Source organism: Streptomyces sp. NPDC059201 (genome assembly GCF_042754585.1).
Classification (GTDB): domain Bacteria; phylum Actinomycetota; class Actinomycetes; order Streptomycetales; family Streptomycetaceae; genus Streptomyces.
This window is the reverse complement of sequence record NZ_JBHZBB010000007.1, coordinates 87,379-105,255: the sequence shown is the minus strand read 5'-3', so window position 1 is coordinate 105,255 and position 17,877 is coordinate 87,379. Positions and strand designations below refer to the sequence as shown.

General features: G+C 72.5%; 15 protein-coding genes. 11 read left to right on the top strand and 4 right to left on the bottom strand.

Annotated elements, in window-relative coordinates:
- The first annotated feature begins 17 nt into the window (after window positions 1-17).
- The 9 genes from ACFXMG_RS22770 to ACFXMG_RS22730 all read left to right on the top strand — a co-directional run bounded on the left by ACFXMG_RS22770 (window position 18) and on the right by ACFXMG_RS22730 (window position 10,124).
- Entirely contained in the window at window positions 18-659 is a 642-nt protein-coding gene (locus ACFXMG_RS22770; protein ID WP_384119778.1) for an NADPH-dependent F420 reductase, read from the top strand.
- A gap of 43 nt (window positions 660-702) precedes the next feature.
- Window positions 703-1,620, top strand: coding sequence for a BTAD domain-containing putative transcriptional regulator (locus ACFXMG_RS22765; RefSeq protein WP_383815941.1), 918 nt, complete (start codon window positions 703-705; stop codon window positions 1,618-1,620).
- A gap of 162 nt (window positions 1,621-1,782) precedes the next feature.
- Window positions 1,783-3,156, top strand: coding sequence for an FAD-binding oxidoreductase (locus tag ACFXMG_RS22760; RefSeq protein WP_383815944.1), 1,374 nt, complete (start codon window positions 1,783-1,785; stop codon window positions 3,154-3,156).
- A gap of 136 nt (window positions 3,157-3,292) precedes the next feature.
- Entirely contained in the window at window positions 3,293-4,669 is a 1,377-nt protein-coding gene (locus tag ACFXMG_RS22755) for an MFS transporter (RefSeq protein WP_383815947.1), read from the top strand.
- 153 nt (window positions 4,670-4,822) lie between these two features.
- The gene (locus tag ACFXMG_RS22750; RefSeq protein ID WP_383815950.1) at window positions 4,823-5,881 is read left to right on the top strand and encodes a phenazine biosynthesis protein; all 1,059 of its coding nucleotides are present in this window, start codon (window positions 4,823-4,825) and stop codon (window positions 5,879-5,881) included.
- The gene (locus ACFXMG_RS22745) at window positions 5,881-7,251 is read left to right on the top strand and encodes an aldehyde dehydrogenase family protein (protein WP_383815953.1); all 1,371 of its coding nucleotides are present in this window, start codon (window positions 5,881-5,883) and stop codon (window positions 7,249-7,251) included. The genes ACFXMG_RS22750 and ACFXMG_RS22745 overlap by 1 nt, the downstream gene beginning before the upstream one ends.
- Before the next feature lie 43 nt (window positions 7,252-7,294).
- Window positions 7,295-7,687, top strand: a complete 393-nt coding sequence (locus ACFXMG_RS22740; protein ID WP_383815956.1) for a tyrosinase family oxidase copper chaperone — start codon at window positions 7,295-7,297, stop codon at window positions 7,685-7,687.
- A 40-nt stretch (window positions 7,688-7,727) separates the two neighbouring features.
- The gene (gene griF, locus ACFXMG_RS22735; protein ID WP_383815959.1) at window positions 7,728-8,648 is read left to right on the top strand and encodes a grixazone synthase; all 921 of its coding nucleotides are present in this window, start codon (window positions 7,728-7,730) and stop codon (window positions 8,646-8,648) included.
- A 90-nt stretch (window positions 8,649-8,738) separates the two neighbouring features.
- Window positions 8,739-10,124, top strand: a complete 1,386-nt coding sequence (locus ACFXMG_RS22730; RefSeq protein ID WP_383815962.1) for an MFS transporter — start codon at window positions 8,739-8,741, stop codon at window positions 10,122-10,124.
- On the opposite strand, the gene griH is transcribed toward ACFXMG_RS22730, so the two are convergent.
- The 4 genes from griH to ACFXMG_RS22710 form a co-directional block, all read right to left on the bottom strand.
- A complete protein-coding gene (griH, locus tag ACFXMG_RS22725) occupies window positions 10,099-11,211 on the bottom strand; it encodes a 3-amino-4-hydroxybenzoic acid synthase (RefSeq protein ID WP_383815965.1) in 1,113 nt (370 codons plus the stop codon). The genes ACFXMG_RS22730 and griH overlap by 26 nt on opposite strands.
- A gap of 128 nt (window positions 11,212-11,339) precedes the next feature.
- Complete coding sequence (griI, locus tag ACFXMG_RS22720; RefSeq protein ID WP_383816095.1) at window positions 11,340-12,158, bottom strand: 2-amino-4,5-dihydroxy-6-oxo-7-(phosphonooxy)heptanoate synthase; 819 nt, start codon at window positions 12,156-12,158, stop codon at window positions 11,340-11,342.
- Between the two features lie 82 nt (window positions 12,159-12,240).
- Window positions 12,241-13,527, bottom strand: a complete 1,287-nt coding sequence (locus tag ACFXMG_RS22715) for an aspartate kinase (RefSeq protein ID WP_383815968.1) — start codon at window positions 13,525-13,527, stop codon at window positions 12,241-12,243.
- Between the two features lie 202 nt (window positions 13,528-13,729).
- The gene (locus ACFXMG_RS22710) at window positions 13,730-14,890 is read right to left on the bottom strand and encodes a pyridoxal phosphate-dependent aminotransferase (protein ID WP_383815971.1); all 1,161 of its coding nucleotides are present in this window, start codon (window positions 14,888-14,890) and stop codon (window positions 13,730-13,732) included.
- A gap of 659 nt (window positions 14,891-15,549) precedes the next feature.
- On the opposite strand from ACFXMG_RS22710, the gene ACFXMG_RS22705 reads away from it, so the two are divergent.
- On the top strand, window positions 15,550-16,068 hold the full coding sequence (locus tag ACFXMG_RS22705; RefSeq protein WP_383815974.1) for a DUF2617 family protein: 519 nt from the start codon (window positions 15,550-15,552) through the stop codon (window positions 16,066-16,068).
- A 75-nt stretch (window positions 16,069-16,143) separates the two neighbouring features.
- On the top strand, window positions 16,144-17,826 hold the full coding sequence (locus ACFXMG_RS22700) for a polyamine aminopropyltransferase (RefSeq protein WP_383815976.1): 1,683 nt from the start codon (window positions 16,144-16,146) through the stop codon (window positions 17,824-17,826).
- Window positions 17,827-17,877: the final 51 nt, after the last annotated feature.

Below are 17,877 nucleotides of genomic sequence, written 5' to 3'. Positions count from 1 at the left end.
GATGGGAAAGGCCGCCGATGCCCGCGAACATGCGGAGCATGCGGATAGGGATCATCGGAGCGGGATCGATGGGGCACGCGATCGCCCGTCGCTCCGCGCTGGCCGGCGCGGTGGTGCTCCTCGCCGACCGGAGCACCGTACGGGCCAGGAGAGTGGCGACCGCGGCGGGGAGGGACGCTCCGGGAGTGGTCTTCGCGAGCACGCTGGCCGCGGCGCTGCGCTCGGAGGTCATCATCCTCGCCGTCCGCTTTCCCGAGGCTCTGGAGCTGGTCCTGAGCCGGTCCCGCGCGTTCGACGGCAAGGCGGTCGTCGACATGACCGTTCCCGACCGGTCGGACCCGCCGGGCGGCGGGATGCTCCAGCTCGCGCGGGCCGCGCCGGACGTGCGGTGGGTCAAGGCGTTCACGACCTCGGACGCGGGGGTGCTGCGGAGCGGCTGCGGGAGCGGCGTCGCGGTGGACGTGTTCGTGGCGTCCGACGACGAGTACGCCAAGGTCGCCGTCGTGGAACTGGCGGACCGCTCGGGGATGCGCGCCTTCGACGCCGGAGGGCTGGAGAACGCCGCTGTCCTCGAGGGAATGGGGCGCCTGGGTCGGGAGGTGAGCGAACGGCTCCAGCTCAATGAGAGCTGGGGCTTCAAGTTCCTGCCCAGCTGGTGACCTTCGGTAGCGCACGACGTCCACTCTCAAGAAGGCGTTCTTCATGACTGTGCACCACCATTTCTCAGTTCTCGGCCCCCTTCGCGTCCACGGAACGAACGGGCCGGTCCGGCTCGGCGGCAACCGGCAGCGCATCCTGCTGACCATGCTGCTGCTCGAAGCGAACCGGGTGGTCGGCGCCGAGAGGCTCATCGAGGCGATATGGAGCGACTCACCACCGGCCACGGTCCGTGGCCAGTTACGGATCTGCATATCGGGGCTGCGGAGAATCCTTTCCGCGGCCCATGTCGGTGTGTCCATCGAGACGCACCCTTCGGGATATCTGATACGGATGCCGAGGACGGCCCTGGACCTCGCCTCCTTCGAGGATTTCCTCGGGGAGGCGCGCGCGGAGGAACGGGCGGGGGAGCCGGAGCGCGCGGTGGCGCGGCTGGAGGAGGCCCTGGACCTGTGGCACGGGCAGATGGGGGCCGGTCTCGGCAGCGAACTCCTCGACACCGCCACCCTCAAGATCCACGAGGACCGGCTCGCCGCGATCGAGGACCGTTTCCGGCTGGAGCTGGCCCTGGGCCGGCACCGTCAGGTCGTCGGTGAACTCACCCTCCACGTCCGGGAGAACCCGTACCAGGAGCGTCTGTGCGCCCAGTTGATGGTGGCCCTGCACCGCTCGGGGCGCAGCGCGGAGGCGCTGGCGCTGTACCAGGAGACGCGCCGGAGGCTGTCCAGGGAACTGGGGCTCGAACCCGGTCTGGAGGTGCGGCGGACGGAACGCATGATCCTGAACGCGGGCAGGAGCGGCCCGTACAGCGGGCTGCCGGCGCCGGCGTCGGCACCCGAGGCGTTCCCCGGCGCGATGGTGACCACCCCGTCGGCCCAGGACCGCATCGCGCTGCTGGAGCGGGAACTCGCCGAGCTGCGGCGGGAGAGGGCGGGGGCGGGATCCGACCTCCGCCACCCATGATTCCCGCGGTCCGCCCCGTTCCGTATCCCGAACCGAAGGGGAGGCGGCGGGCGCGTCCCCCCTAAGTAGGGGATGGGACGGGCGGTCCCGGCCGAGAACACTTCTGCTCATCGCCATCGCGCTGGTGGAACGCGCATCGGGCAGCAGAGGAAGGACCGGATCGTGACCGAGCAGTTGGGGCGCCCCGCGACCACGGAGGCGGCCATGGACCGGCTTCTCTCGCGGCTGAAGGGGGAGGTGTACACCCCCGACTACCCCGGATACGAGCAGGAGCTCCCGGGGTTCAACCGGATCGCGGAGCACCGGCCCGACGTGATCGTCGCGGCGCTGGACTCGGGAGACGTGGCCGCCGCGGTGTCCTTCGCCGCGGAGAGCGGACTGCCGGTGGCGGTCCAGGCCACGGGCCACGGCATCGCGGCCCCCGCGCGGGGCGGGGTGCTGGTCAGCACGCGCCGGATGACCGCGGTGTCGGTCGACCCGGTCACCCGTACCGCCTATGTCGAGGCCGGCGCCCAGTGGCACCAGGTGATCGCGAGCGCCGCGCGCTACGGCCTGGCGCCGCTCAACGGCTCGTCCCCGCTGGTCGGAGTCGTCGGCTACACGCTCGGCGGCGGGCTCGGCCCGCTCGGACGGCAGTACGGCTTCGCGGCCGATCACGTCACCTGCGTCGAGGTCGTCACGGCGGACGGGAAGGTCCGGAGGGTCACCCGTGACCAGCACGCCGACCTGTTCTGGGCGCTGCGCGGCGGCAAGGGGAACTTCGGTGTCGTCACGGGCCTGTGGTTCCAGCTGATGCCGGTACGGCGGCTGTACGGCGGCGGGCTCTACTTCCCGGGGGAGCAGGCGGGCCAGGTGTTCCACGCCTGGCGTCAGTGGACGGCCCACGTGCCGGAGGAGATGACCTCCTCCGTGGCGCTGCTCCGGCTCCCGGACGTGCCCGACGTCCCGGAGTTCCTGCGCGGGCGGCTCGCCGCGCACGTGCGGATCGCCTTCACCGGTACGGCCGAGGCGGGCGAGCGCCTCGTCGGGACGCTGCGCGCGGCCGGGACGCCGATCGTCGACGGGGTGGGGGAGATGCCGTACACCGAGGTGGCGGAGATCCACCAGGACCCGGTGCACCCCCTCCCGTACCACGAACGCAACATCGTCCTGCGGGAGTTGAGCTCCGAGGCGATGGAGGAGCTGCTCCGTGTGGCGGGGCCCGGCTCGGAGTGCGGCGACCTGATGGTCGAGGTCCGCCACCTGGGCGGCGCCCTGTCCCGTCCGGCCGAGGTGCCCAACGCGGTCGGCGTCAGGGACGGCGCGTACACGCTGTCCACCCTCTCCCCGCCCGGCTCGCCCGACCGGGTGCTGGGGCCGATGGAGGCGTGGGGGAACGGCCGCCGGTACCTCAACTTCCTCGCGGGCGCCGACACCGCCGACGCGGCGGCCGAGTGCTTCGAGCCGGAGATCCTGGCCCGGCTGACCCGGGTGAAGGCCCTGTACGACCCGCGGAACCTCTTCCGCCTCAACCACAACATCGCCCCGCTCGCGTGACGAAGGCCGCCGCCCCGGAGCCGTGGAGCCGAGGGCTCCCGACCGGGGCGGCCGCCGCAGCCCAGGACATGGAATCGAGATTGACAGGGACGCGTCAAATCTTCCCTGTCTCCTCGTGTCAGGAAACGGAGTTCTCGTGACCACCCAGCAGACCCCACCCGCCGCGGCCGGCGGCACCCCGCCCGCCGCGCCCGCCGGCCCCGCCCGGCCCGCCCTCAGCGCCCGCTCGGCGGGACTGCGCTACGGAGCCCTCTTCGGCCCCGTCGTCTTCGGCGTCACCGCCGCGGGCGTCGCCCTGCCCGACGTCGCCTCCTCCCTGCACTCCTCCCCGGCGGCGACCGCGTGGGTCCTCACCGCCCACGCCCTCGCTCTCGGCGTCGGCACCGCGTTCTTCGGACGCCTCGCCGACACCCGGGGACTGCGCGCCGCGCTGCTGCTCGGCTCGCTCGCCCTGGTCGTCGGGGCCGCCGTCTGCCTCGTCGCCCCCAACCTCGGCGTGCTGGTCGTCGGCCGCTTCGTCCAGGCCGCCGGATCGGGCGCCATGGCGGCCTGCGCCATGGCGCTCACCGCCTCGGCCCCGCCGGAGCAACGGCCCCAGGTCTTCGCCGGATTCGGCGCGACGATGGCGATCTTCTCCGCCAGCGCGACCCTCGCCGGCGGCGTCTTCACCGAGTGGGTGACCTGGCGGATCGCGCTGGTCCTGCCCGCGCTCTCGCTGCTCGTCGTCCCGCTCTGCCTGGCCGCCGCCCCGGCGCGGAAGGGCTCCGGCAGGTCCATGGACCTGCCGGGCGCCGGACTGCTCACCGTGACCGCGATGTCGTTCCTCATCCTGATCCAGTCCTCCGCGCTCGCCCTCAGCGGCACGGTCGTCACCGCGACCGCCGCCGTCCTCGTGCTCTCGGTGGCCGGCCTCGTCTGGCGGATCCGTACGGCGGAGACCTCCTTCGTCCCCAAGGCGCTGGTCAAGGACGGTGTCTTCGTCCGGGCGGCGATCGTCGGGATCGGGGTGTACGGCGGACTGTTCGCCGCCATGTACGCCGTCCCCCAGCTCCTCGTCCGCGAGCACGACTGGAGCGTGCTGTCGGTCGGCGTCTGGCTGCTCCCCGGCGCGGTCGTCGGCGCGGTCCTCTCCCGCCTGGCGGGCAAGCTCACCGCCGGCGACAACGGCCACTCGCTCCTGGCCGTGGTCTCCCTCACCTTCGCCGTGGCGCTCGCCTGCGCCCTGGCCGGGCCCGGCGTCCTCCTCCTGATCCTCGGCGCCTCCGTCGGCTTCGCGGCCTTCTCCGTGACCCAGGTCTTCACCACCGCCCTGATGTCGGCGCACATCGAGCCGGCCCGGCGCGGTGGCGCGATGGGTCTGCTCAACCTCACCTTCTTCGTCGGCGGAGGCGTCGGCAGCGCGCTCGCCGGAGCCCTGGCCAAGTCCATGTCGCTCAGCACCGCCCTCGGCGTCATCGCGGTCTTCCCGCTCGTCGCCGCGCTGATCGCGTTCACCCTCAAGCGCCGGGCGTAGGGCCCGTCCGGCGGCGGAACCAGGTGCCGGCGGGCACGGCGGGTCGCGGAGTACGCCGAGGAGACTCCGGCGATACGGGGGCGATAGACGCCCTCCCACACGATGGACCGCGTACCCGCCGTCGCCTCGTCGTCAGGAGAGCAGAAGGCAGTCATGACGGATATCAGCGATTCCGAATTCAACGCCCACATACGCAGGTCGATGGCGTGGCACTTCCACGAGAGCACGGGTTCCCCGTTCTGGCTGGACAAGCGGGCGGCCCTCGGGTTCGACCCGCTCACCGAGGTGCGGAGCCTGGCGGACCTGACCCGTTTCCCGGACGTCAGCGCCGAACTGCGGACCGTCCCGGCCCAGGACCTGATCCCCAAGGGGCTGGCCGACAAGCCCTTCCGGGTCTACGACTCCGGAGGCACGACCGGGTCCCCCAAGCGGATCATCGACTGGGACAACCGCTCCCGCGTGATCGCGTGGGGGCGTGAGCGCCTCATCGAGAGCGGCGTCCCCGCGAACGGCAACTGGCTCCACCTCGGCCCCGGCGGCCCGCACGTGATCGGCTTCGACACGGCCCGCTACGCCGCGCTCGGCGGCGGCATCTTCTACACCGTCGACCTCGACCCGCGCTGGGTGAAGCGCCTGCTGGCGGCCGGCCGGCCGGAGGAGTCCGACGCGTACGTCCAGCACCTGCTGGACCAGGCCGAGACGATCCTGGAGTCCCAGAGCGTCGCCGTGCTCAACACCACCCCGCCCCTCCTGGAGGCGATCTGCGCCCGCCCGCGCCTGTACGAGCTGGTGCGCACGAAGGTGCAGGCGATCATCTGGGCCGGTACCTCCATCAGCGCGGAGAGCCGGCGCCAGCTCGCCGAGGTGTTCTTCCCCCGCGCCGCCGTGGTCGGCGTCTACGGCAACAGCCTGATGGGCGTCGCCCCGCAGCGCAGGGCGGAGCCCGGTGACCTCCACCCCTGCGTCTTCGAGCCCTTCCCCGACACCACCCGGCTCGAACTGGTGGACGAGAGCGGTGAGCTCGTGCCGTACGGCGAGCGGGGACGCGTCCGGCTGCACCTCGTCACCGAGGAGATGTTCCTGCCCAACATCCTGGAGCGCGACACCGCGATACGCGTCGAGCCCAGGAAGGGCTCGCCCGTCGACGGCCTCGCCGACGTCCAGACCTACCGCACCCTCGACGACGTGACCGTGATCGAGGGGGTCTACTGATGGGCACCGCCACCGCCGCGTCGCTCACCCTCGACCCCTCCGTCCGCGGCCGGCGGACGGCCAGCGCGGACCGGGTCGCCCTGCCCAGCGTCCTGGGCGGCGAGCTCGCCGACATCGGCCTGGCCCCCCGGCTGCTGGCCCTCGCGGCGCTGAACGAGATCCGGTCCCACGCGGACGGCAGGGCCCCGGACGCCGCGCTCTTCGCCGAAGCGGCCCGCCTGTTCGCCACCGCGACCCTCGACGGCGAGTCCCCGGAGGAGTACGTACGCCGGGTCTGCCACGCCACCGGTCTCACGGCGGCGGCGGTCGACCAGGCCGTACGCGATCTGGTCGAGGAGATCGAGGAGCTGCCCCGCACCACCGCCGCCGAGCTCCCGGGCACGGCCTTCGGCACCGGCTTCGACACCCGGTGGGTACCGCGGGGGAGGGTCTTCGCCGCGGTGATGGCCAGCAACCACCCCGTACCGAACGTCTCCTGGGTGCAGGCCCTGTTCCACGGGTACAGCGTCCTGGTCAAGCCGGGCAGCCGGGACCCCTTCACCCCGGCCCGGCTGCTCGCGGCCCTGCTGGTCGCCGGGCTGCCGGCCGACAGGACGGCCTTCCTGCCCTGCTCCCGCGAGGTCGGCGAGTTCCTGCTCCGGGAGGCGGACCGCGGCATCATCTACGGCGGTGACCAGGCGGTCGCCACCTGGCACCAGAGGGAGTCCGTGGCGGTGCGCGGCCCCGGCCGTACCAAGGCGTTCGTCGACCAGGACGTGGACGACGCCCTGATCGACCACCTGGCGCTCTCCGCCTCCTTCGACGGCGGCACGCGCTGCACCAACCTGTCGGCCGTCCTGACCACGGGACCGGTGGCGGACCTCGCCGACCGGCTCGCGGCGAGGCTCGCCCGGCTGCCCTCGATCCCCGCCACGGACAGCGAGGCCACCCTGCTCGTGGTGAACCGCGACCGGGCCGCGCACCTGCGGGACCAGGTCGCGCGCCTGCGCGCCGGGCTCACCGACCACAGCGCCCGGGCGGACCGGGCCGACACCGTGGTGGAACTGCCGGACGGATCGTTCCTGCCGAGGCCGGTGGTGCTCTCCGCCGACCGCGCCGACCACCCGGCCGTGGGCACCGAACTGCCCTTCCCCTTCGTGGTGGTGGCCCCCTGGACGGAGGCCGACGGCATCGCGCCGCTGCGCGACTCGCTCGTCCTCAACCTGCTCACCGAGCGCGAGGAGCTGGTGGACGCCGCCGTGCGGGAGCCGAGCGTGCGCAAGGTGACCCGGGGTCACGTCCTGCCCTGGACGGCCGTCCCCGGCATCCCGCACGACGACAACTACACCCAGTTCCTGCTCGAACCCAAGGGGCTGGTCGTACGGCGGTGACAGCCGTCGTCCCGGACCGCCCGTGCCAGAGAGGGAGACCCCCATGTCCTTGAACAGACGAGAGATGGTCATGGTCACCGCGGGCGCGGCGTTCGTCGCCGCCGCGGCGAGCGTGCCGTTCGTGACCGGCGCCGCCGGCGCCTCCGGCGAGGAGCCGGACCGGGCCGCGGACGCGGCCGGCGCGGCCGACCAGGAGCACACCGAGCGCTACCAGGGCCGCACCATACGCGTGGCCACGGCCGCGGCCGGCGGAGGCGTGTACATAGACGATCAGCCGCTGCACCTCATGAAGTTCGCGGACGACGCCTATCTCAGCTCCATGTGCCACTACGCGATGGCCCCCAGCCCGCTGGAGGCCGCCCGCCGTGCCGTCGAGGAGCTGCGCGGCGCGGCCCTGCTGCCGAGCTCCCACGGCACCCACGTCACACACGTCTGACCGACTCGGCCACGGAAGAACGGAACGAGGGCAGCTCGCCATGGTGCACGTACGCAAGAACCACCTCGACATGACGGCCGAGGAGAAGAGACGTTTCGTCCACGCGGTCCTGGAGATCAAGAGGCGCGGCATCTACGACCGCTTCGTCGCGCTCCACATCAAGGTCAACTCCACGGACTACCTGGACAAGGAGACCGGCACGCGCCTCGGGCACGTCAACCCGGGCTTCCTCCCCTGGCACCGCCAGTACCTGCTGCGGTTCGAACAGGAGCTCCAGAAGGTCGACCGGCGGGTCACGCTCCCGTACTGGGACTGGTCCACCGACCACGGCGCGGACTCGCCGCTGTGGGCCGAGAACTTCATGGGCGGGAACGGGCGGGAGGGCGACCGCCGCGTGATGACCGGCCCCTTCGCGCGGGACAACGGCTGGAAGCTGAACATCAGCGTGATCCCGGAGGGACCGGAGCACCCCGCCCTCAACGGCCACTACACGCACGACGACCGGGACTACCTGGTCAGGGACTTCGGCACGCTCACCCCGAACCTGCCGACGCCCAAGGAGCTGGAGGAGACCCTCGACCTCCCGGTGTACGACTGCCCGCCGTGGAACCACACCTCGGGCGGCGTGCCTCCGTACGAGAGCTTCCGCAACCACCTGGAGGGCTACACCAAGTTCGCCTGGGAGCCCTCGGTCGGCAAGCTGCACGGCGCCGCCCATGTGTGGACCGGCGGCCACATGATGTACATCGGCTCGCCGAACGACCCGGTCTTCTTCCTCAACCACTGCATGATCGACCGGTGCTGGGCCCTGTGGCAGGAGCGTCACCCCGACGTCCCGCACTACCTGCCGGTGGTTCCGACCCAGGACGTGCCGAACCTCCACACCCCGCTCGGGCCGTGGCACACCATGACCCCGGCCGACCTGATCGACCACACCAGGTTCTACACGTACGACAACTAGGCCCACCCGCGGTGCCGGGCAGCGGAGCTCTCCGCTGCCCGGCACCGCTGTGTTCGCACGTCTTTCTTCTCTTCTCGGAGGGGGTACTTCGTGTACGCGGTTCTCGCCCTGTGCTGGCTCGTCGTCTTCTTCGACGGCCTCGACGCCACGGTCTACGGCGCCGTCATGCCGTATCTGCTCGACGACCCGCACCTCGGCCTCGACCCCGCCGCGGCGGGCGCCATCGGCAGCTGGACGACGTTCGGGATGCTCCTCGGCGCGCTCGTCGCGGGGAACATCACGGACTGGCTGGGCAGACGGAGCGTGCTGGTCTGGTGCGTGCTGCTGTTCTCCGCCGGGTCCGGGGCCTGCGCGCTGGCGGCGACCCCGGGCCAGTTCGGGGCCGGCCGCTTCCTGGCCGGTCTCGGCCTCGGCGGGCTGATGCCCATCTGCCTGACGATGGTGACCGAGTTCTCCCGGCCCGGCCGGGTCGCGCTGGCCACCGGTGTGCTGATGACCGGCTACCACGCGGGCGGCATGGCCTCGACGGGGCTCGGACTCTGGCTCGCCCCGGACCACGGCTGGCGCTGGCCCTTCGCGGTCGGCGTGCTGCCGGCGCTGGTCGCCGTGCCGCTGCTGTGGCGGTATCTGCCCGAGTCACCCGCGGTGCTGTACGCGCGCGGCCGGGTCGAACTGGCACGGAAGACGGCCGAACGGTTCGGACTGGAGCCTCCGACGGCCAGGAGCGCCTCTCCCGCGGGCGTCGCGGGCAGGCTCGCCTCGGTGCGCGCCCTGTTCGAACCGGGTCGGCGGCGGGCGACCCTGCTGCTGTGGACGGCGTCCTTCTGCGGCCTGCTCCTGGTGTACGGCATCTCCACCTGGCTTCCGCAGCTGATGCGTTCCGCGGGCTACGGCCTGTCCACCTCGGTGAGCCTGCTCATGGTCGTCAACCTGGGCGGGATCGTCGGCATGCTGGTCGCGGGGCGGATCGCCGACCGCTTCGGCGCGGTCCCGGTCGCGGCGGTCTGGTTCGTCCTCACCGCGGCCGGTCTGCTGCTCCTGTCGGCGCGCCTGCCGCTGACCGCCACCTACGTGGTGGTCGCCTTCACCGGCGTCTGGCTCTTCAGCGCGAGCACCATGGTGTACGCCGTCACCGGCCGTTTCTATCCGGCCGCGGACCGCGCGGCGGGCCTCGGCTGGGTCACCGGGGTCGGCCGCCTGGGCGCGGTGTTCAGCCCGTGGCTGGGCGGGGTCCTGATCAGCCAGGGCCTGGAGCGCCAGGGGTTCTCGGTCTTCGCGGTGGGCGGTGTGCTCGGCGCCGTCGCGGTGGCCGCGGTCCCGCTCGTCGCCCGCGCCGGCTCCCGTACACGGAAAACCGGCCACGCCGCCGTATCGGATACGGGCGACGTGGCCGGTGCGACCCGGGAGAGGGGGGAGGCTCTCCCGGGCGGCGCCACCTCTTCGGGCGGTGCTACTTCTCCAGGCAGAACTCGCTGATCGGGTAGCCGACGTGGCGGTCCTCGCTGGGCAGGTAGCCGAGGACCGTGTCGCCCGGCCGCAGCTCGGTGCTGTTGAGCACGGTGCCGCCGGGGCCGAGGACCCGGACGTGCCAGTCGTCCTGGAGGATCAGGTTGACGCGCTGGCCGTTCGGGGCCTCGGCGTCGATGGAGATCAGCGGCCGGGTCTCGATCTTCACCCGGCCGACGGACACCAGGCGGGTGTTGCCCTTGACGTCCACGGCGGTGAGCTTGCTGCCCGTCTTCAGCTCGCTCAGGTAGTTGGTGCGCTCGCCGTTGCCCAGCGTGTACGAGTGGATGGCGCCGGCGTTGACCCGGAACGGGCGCGTGGGCATGTACGGCAGCGGGTGGGTCTCGCTGACGCACAGGATCATGCCCTTGGAGTGCGAGCCGACCAGGATGCCCTCGTCCTCCGCGAAGTGGGTGGTGGTGTCCACGCAGGCGCGCTCGCCCATGCCGATGTGGCTGGTCTCGACGATCCGCAGCTCGGTCAGTTCGAGGTTGGGCACCCCCGCCTCGGCGATGCGCTTGAGCTCCGCGGTGTCCCCCACGCCCTTCGGCGCCATCATCACGCCGTCCGAACCGTGCTCCAGGACGCCGAAGAGGATCTCGGCCTCCTCCAGGTCCTGGGCGATGGTGATCATCGAGCCGGTGGCCTTCGCCGCCGCCGCGATCACGATCTCCAGCGGGATCTTGGTGGGGTCGCGGAAGAGCAGCAGGGACCACTTCTCCGTGCGCGAGGACTCGCAGGCGTCCTCCAGGGTCGGCGCGTCGACGATCTCGACGAAGCGGCCGAACTCGATCTCGGGGTGGATCAGGGCCAGTTCGGCCGGGGTCACCCCGTGCCGGGCCGGGTCGACGATGACGACGGTGGCGGTGCCGAAGTCGTCGGGAAGCGGCTTGCCCTGGGGGAAGAGGACCTTCGTGACCGTCGGCGGCAGGTCCGCGAGATCGGCGGCGTCGTCCGTGACGACCGCGTCGACCCGGTAGTGCAGCGCCTCCTGGAGGATCGCGGCCCGCGCCTCGCCGAGGGAACGGACGTCGAGCCAGGTCAGCTTCGAAGACATGGAAGAACTCCTCTGGATGATTCCTGTAGGGCGTACTGCGGAAGCGCGTGCGTACGGCGCAGGCGGGTGCGCACGGCGCGGGCTCGTGGTGCGGGCTCGTGGTGCCGGCCCGTGGTGCGGCCGGGGTCTCAGGCGGCGCGCGACGGCGCGGCCGCCGCGGTGGATCCGTGTCCGCCGCTCTGGTGGATCAGGTCGGAGAGCTTGTCCGCCATCGCCCCGGGGTCGACCGACTGGAAGACGTTGCGTCCCATCGCGACGCCGGCGGCGCCGCCGCGCAGCGCCTCCTGGACGTAGGCCAGCGTCTGCGCCTCGTCGCTGTTGCGGGGTCCGCCGACCACGACGACCGGGACGGGGGACGCCGCCGTGATCGCGGACATCTCGTCGACCGATCCGACGTACAGCGTCTTGACGAGGTCGGCGCCGAGGTCGACGGCGACCTGGACGGCGTGTGCCACGAGGGCCGGGTCGCGCGGGTTCTCGATCTTGGGTCCGCGCGGGTACATCATGGCGAGCAGCGGCACGTTCCAGCGGTCGCAGGCTTCCGCGACCGCCGCCATGTCCGCGATCTGCCGGCGCTCCTCGTCGGAGCCGAGGTTGACGTGGACGCTCACCGCGTCCGCCCCCGCCCGCAGGCTCTCCTCGACGCTGGACACCAGGTACTTGGCGTTCGGGTCGGGCGCGTGCACCGTGCTCGCGCTCAGGTGCACGATCAGGGACGTACGGGTGAACCACTCGGGGTCGACGTGGCGCAGGGAGCCCTTGTGGAGCACCACACCGTCGACGTGGTGCGAGGCGAGGGTCCCGACCAGGGAGTCGAGACGGCCGTCCGGGAGCAGGGGGCCGTCGGTGATGGAGTGGTCGAGCGGAACGAGGAAGAGCCGCTCCGGGTCGTGGTGGTGGAGCCGCTGCAGGCGCAGGCTCCTGGCGAACGGCGTGTTGATCATCAGTGGTCCTGTCGGTAGGGACGGATATCACTCATGAGGGGGCCAAAGGACGGGGGACGGGGGCGGGGGCGGTGGGCCGGCCGCGTCAGGGACGGGTGGCGAGGCGCCGCCGTCCGGCCTCCGCCCCGGCGTCGAGGCCGAACTCGTGGTGCAGCAGGCCGACGGCCCGGCGCGTGTCGGAGGCGGGCACCATGACGGACACCCGGGACTGGGACGCGGACAGCGACTCGGCGGAGATGCCCGCCGCGGTCAGGGCGGAGAGCATCCGCGACGCGTACGCGGGGCGGCTGAGCAGGCCCCGGCCGATGATGGAGACCTTGTCGAGACCCTCCTCGACCTCGACGTGTCCCTGCTCCCGGGCGGTGAGTCCGGCCAGCGACTCACGGACGCCGACCGCGTGGGACCGGTGCACGGTGAGGCCGACGGAGAACCCCCCGCCGGACGTGGGGGCGACCGTGGTCATGTCGGCCGGGATGGAGTTCCGCGCGAGGTACTGGAAGACGGCGGAGGAAGGGTTCTCCGGGGCGGACGGGGCGTGCAGCGTGACGCGCGCCACGTCGGTGTCGTGGACCACGGCCATCACCGCGGCTTTGCTCTCGAGCATCTCGTCTCCGTCTCGTGTGTGGATCCGGGTGCCGGCACTCGTCGCGGTGGAGCTGCCCACGAGGATGTCGACGTCGTAGAGCGCGGCGAGTTCCACGGCGCGCGAGTGCATGACGCGCGCACCGGCGAACGCCATCTCGGTCATGACGTCGACGTCGATCTCGGGCAGGAGCCGGGCGGTGGGTACGACCCTGGGGTCGGCGGTCAGCACGCCGGGCACGTCGCTGTAGATCTCACAGGCGCGGGAGCCGAGTTCGGCGGCCACCGCCACCGCGGTGGTGTCCGAACCGCCGCGGCCCAGCGTGATGATGTCGCCTTCGGCGGTCACCCCCTGGAACCCGGCGATCACCACGGCCTGTCCGGCCTCCAGGAGGGCGCGTACCTCCTCCGTGTCCACCGCGACGATGATGCCCGCGCCGTGGGGGCCGGTGGCGAGGATCCCGCTCCGGGCACCGGACAGAGCGGTCGCGCGCAGCCCGGTGTGCTGGATGGCCATGGCCATGAGCGCGGCGGAGGAGGTCTCGCCGGTGGCGAGCAACTGGTCGAGTTCGCGCCCCCCCGGACGCGGGTTGATCTCGTCGGCGCGGGCGATCAGCCGGTCGGTCGTGTCTCCCTGGGCGGAGACCACGACGACCACCTGCCGGCCGGCCCGGACGAGCGTGCCGACCCGTTCCGCCACATGGCGTACCTGCTGGGCGGTGGCCAGCGAACTTCCGCCGTACTTCTGGACCACCACATTGCTGTCGGGACCGCTGCCTGACGTGCTCACGTGCTGCTTCCCCCCTGCCTCGTCGCCTCGCCGGACGTTCCTCCCTGTGTGCTGGTACGAGCTTGTGGGAGGGACATATCGGTGGCGTCTCCGCGGTGCACCAACCACCTATTGCGGGCGTATCGGGTGACCGCTCGGGCGGACGAAACGCCAGGTGGACCGCGGTGTCGGCAGGGGGGCGCGGGCGGGGAAGGGAGGCGCGCTACCGCTGGAGGCGGGCGGCGGCCTCCCGGAGGACGTCGTCCTTCTTGCAGAAGGCGAAGCGGACCTGGCTGCGGCCCGCGTCGGGGTCGTCGTAGAAGACGGAGTTGGGGATGGCGACGACGCCGTGGCGCTCGGGGAGGGCGCGGCAGAACGCGTAGGCGTCCTTCTCGCCCAGAGGGGTGATGTCGGTGGTGATGAAGTACGTTCCCTGGGGCTGGTAGACCTCGAATCCGGCCGCCCGCAGGCCGTCGCCGAGCAGGTCGCGCTTGCGTCGCATGTCGGCGCGGAAGTCGTCGAAGTACGCGTCCGGCAGGCGCAGGGCTTCGGCGATCGCGTACTGGAAGGGGCCCGCGCTGACGTACGTCAGGTACTGCTTGGCGGTCCGCACGGCGGAGACGAGCGGGCTGGCCGCCGTGACCCAGCCGACCTTCCATCCGGTGAAGGAGAAGGTCTTGCCGGCGGACGAGATGGAGACGGTGCGCTCGCGCATGCCGGGGAAGGCGGCGATCGGGAGGTGCGCGGCTCCGTCGAACGCCAGGTGCTCGTACACCTCGTCGGTGACGACGAGCAGGTCGTGTTCGACGGCGAGCGCGGCGATGGCGCGCAGCTCGTCGGCGGTGAGGACCGTCCCGGTCGGGTTGTGCGGGGTGTTGAGGAGCAGGAGGCGGGTCCGGGGGGTGATCTTGGACCGGAGTTCGTCCAGGTCCGGGCGGAAGGACGGGGCGCGCAGGGTGAGCGGTACGCGCTTCGCGCCGGCCATGGCGATGCAGGCGGCGTAGGAGTCGTAGAAGGGTTCGAAGGCGATCACCTCGTCACCGGGCTCCAGCAGCGCGAGCAGGGTGGCGGCGATGGCCTCGGTGGCACCTGCGGTGACCAGGACCTCGGTGTCGGGGTCGAAGGAGAGCCCGTAGAAGCGCTGCTGGTGGTCGGAGATCGCGGCACGCAGCTCCGGGACGCCGGGGCCGGGCGGGTACTGGTTCCCCTTCCCTTCCCGCAGAGCGCGGACGGCGGCCTCGCGGATCTCCTCGGGGCCGTCCGTGTCTGGGAAGCCCTGGCCCAGGTTGATCGCGCCCGTCGCCGTCGCCAGGGCCGACATCTCCGCGAAGATCGTCGTCCCGAGCCCGTCCAGCCTGCGGTTCAGCAGCGGCCTGCCGCTCATGTCTCCACCGTCCTCACCCGGGTGTACGCCGGTCAGTGACCTTGTCATGCGGCTCATCCTGGGCCGAAGCTCTGGACTTGCTCAAGTGCGCTTTGGGGGGTGCGCGGGGCGGGAATCCCCGGTGCAGAGGCGGCGGGAGGCCGCCGGACACGGGGGAGACAGTGATGGAGATCCTGGTCATCGCGGTGGTGGTCGTGCTGCTGCTCGGGGCGGTCGCGTCGGGCGGCCGAGGGGGCGGCGGCGGCCGGTCGAGGCGGCGCCGCGGATGGTCCGACGGCGGGAGCGGCGGCGGGAGCTCGTGCGGTTCGAGCTGCGGCGGTGGTGGCGGCTGTGGCGGTGGTGGCGGGGGTGACTGACGGGGCCCGTGGGACAGGGGTCCGCGCGCGGGGCGGAAGGGGCGTCCCGCGCGCTGCCGTCGGTCGCGCGGCGATCGATTCTGTTTGAACAATTGAACTGTGGGGTCCCCGAAGGGGATGGAAACCACGGCAAGTTGGGTAAAAACGCTGCGAGTCGTCCGGCGTCCATGGTTCTCTCGCTCCTGTCAGAGACAGCCCTCGGACCGTGTGTGGACCCGAGCCGGCGATCCCCCCACTTCCCGTTGAAACCCTCTCCGGGGCGCCCCCGGCCCACCCGTCAAACCGTGTTTGCGGAGCCGATCCATGCTCACCACCCTGAAGACCTCCTACACCGACACGCGCGCCGCCGACCTGGCCTGGGCGCTGGGCCGCGAGCCGCTGCCCGCGCTCGCCGTGCTCGACCTCGACCTCTCCGGCGCGAAACTCCAGCTGAGACTGCTGGGCGCCTCCCACCAGGTCCTTCTGGAGGAGGACGGCCGCAGCTGCTCCGAGACCGTCGCCTGCATGCCGGGCAGCAGCACTCCGCTGCCGCTCGGCGTCTCCAAGCGCGTCGGCGAATGGGAGTACGAATTCGCGGCTCGCGTCGAGACGCTCACGCAGGGCTCCTTCGCGGGCCGGGCGCAGGAGCTGCTCGCGCTGGTCGCCGACCATCCGCACGGCCTGGCCGGCACCTTCCCCGGCTCGCCGCACGCCTTCACCGCGATGCTGGCGCAGCGTCACGAGGGACAGGTGCGCTGGCGGACCTGGCACGCCTATCCGCAGGAGGGGCAGCTGGTGGTCACCCGTACCAGGATCGGCGCGCGTATGCCCGCCACGCTCTGATGCGCCTCCCCGCCGCCCCAGGTGCACTCGTGTGGGTGACAAAGGGTGGGTGAGTCGTGACGTAGCGTTACGAGCATGATCGAGCCGACCGTGACCCTGCCACCCACGAGGGTGCGCCGACCGCCCCCGCGGCCGCGCGACACGGTGCGGTGGCCGGTCCTCGCCGTCGTCTTCGTCTGCGCCGCCTGCGGTCTCGTCTACGAGCTCGAACTCGTCGCCCTCGCCTCGTACCTGGTCGGCGACTCGGTCACCCAGGCGTCCGTCGTGCTGTCCGTCATGGTCTTCGCGATGGGCCTGGGCTCGCTCCTCGCCAAGCGGCTGCGCTGCCGTGCCGCCGTCGGCTTCGGCCTGGTCGAGGGCGCGCTCGCGTTCTTCGGCGGGACCTCGGCGCTGGTGCTGTACGCGTGCTTCGCCTGGCTCGGCGAGTCGCGCTGGGTCCTGGTGGCCTTCTCGCTCGGCATCGGGGTGCTCATCGGCGCGGAGATCCCGCTGCTGATGTCGCTCATACAGCGGGCGCCGGAGCGGTCCGCCGTCACCGGCAGGCCGCGCCGGGCGGGGCGGCCCGCCCCGCCCGGCGACCCCGACGACGCGGCGGGCACGGTCGCCGACCTCTTCGCCGCCGACTACGTGGGCGCGCTCGTCGGCGGCCTCGCCTTTCCGTTCCTGCTGCTGCCCTGGCTGGGCCAGCTCACCGGCGCGCTGGTCACCGGCGCGGTCAACGCGGTCGCGGGCGCCGTCCTGGTGCTCTGGTTCTTCCGCCGCGACCTCACGGCCCGGACCCGCGCGCTGGTCGTCGGCGTCAACCTCGCCGTCCTCGGCGTGCTCGCCACCGCGACCGTCCTCGTCGACGACTTCGAGGAGGCCGCCCGCCGGGCCGTGTACGGGGAGCGGGTGCGGGTCGCCGTCCACACCGACCTCCAGGAGGTGGTGGTCACCGGCGGCCCCGAGGACCCGCCCGACCTCTATCTCGACGGCCGGCTGCGGGTCTCCGGCGCGGACGAGTACCGCTACCACGAGGCGCTCGTGCACCCCGCGATGAACGGGCCGCACGCGCGCGTCCTCATCGTCGGCGGCGGCGACGGCCTCGCCGCCCGCGAGGTGCTGCGCTACCCCGGCGTCCGCTCTCTCACCGTCGTCGAGCTCGACCCGGGCGTCGTCCGGCTGGCCCGCACCGACCCCGCCCTCGCCGCGCTCAACGGGCACTCCTTCGGCGACCCGCGCGTGGGCGTCGTCCACGCCGACGCGTTCACCTGGCTGAGGGGCGCCGCCGGGCGTGTGCAGGAACGGTACGACGTGGTGATCTCCGATCTGCCCGACCCCGGGATCACCTCCAGCGCCAAGCTGTACGCCCAGGAGTTCTACGGCCTCGCCTCCGGGGTCCTCGCCGACGGCGGGCGGCTCGTCGTGCACGCCGGGACCACCACCGACCGGCCCCGCACCTACTGGACTGCCGACGCCACCCTGCGCGCCGCCGGCTACGCCACCCGGCCGTACAGCGCCGAGGGCCGCACCCCCGGCTTCGCCGCCGGACCCGACCGCGCCGGGCGGGCGGGCGCCGGGCGGCACGAGCCCGACGACTGGGGCTTCCTGCTCGCCGTGCGCGGCGACCGGCCGCCCGCCCTCGGGCTCGCCGCCGACGCGCCCCCGCTCCGCTCCCTCGCCCGCCACGACCTGGCCGCCGCCGCCCGCCGTGCCGAGCGGACCCGGCTCACCGGGCTCCCGCCCTCGACCCTCGTCCACCCCCGGTACGGCCACTGAGCGGGGAACCCGGGGGTGGCTCCGGGGACGAACGGGCGACGCGGGGCGCCC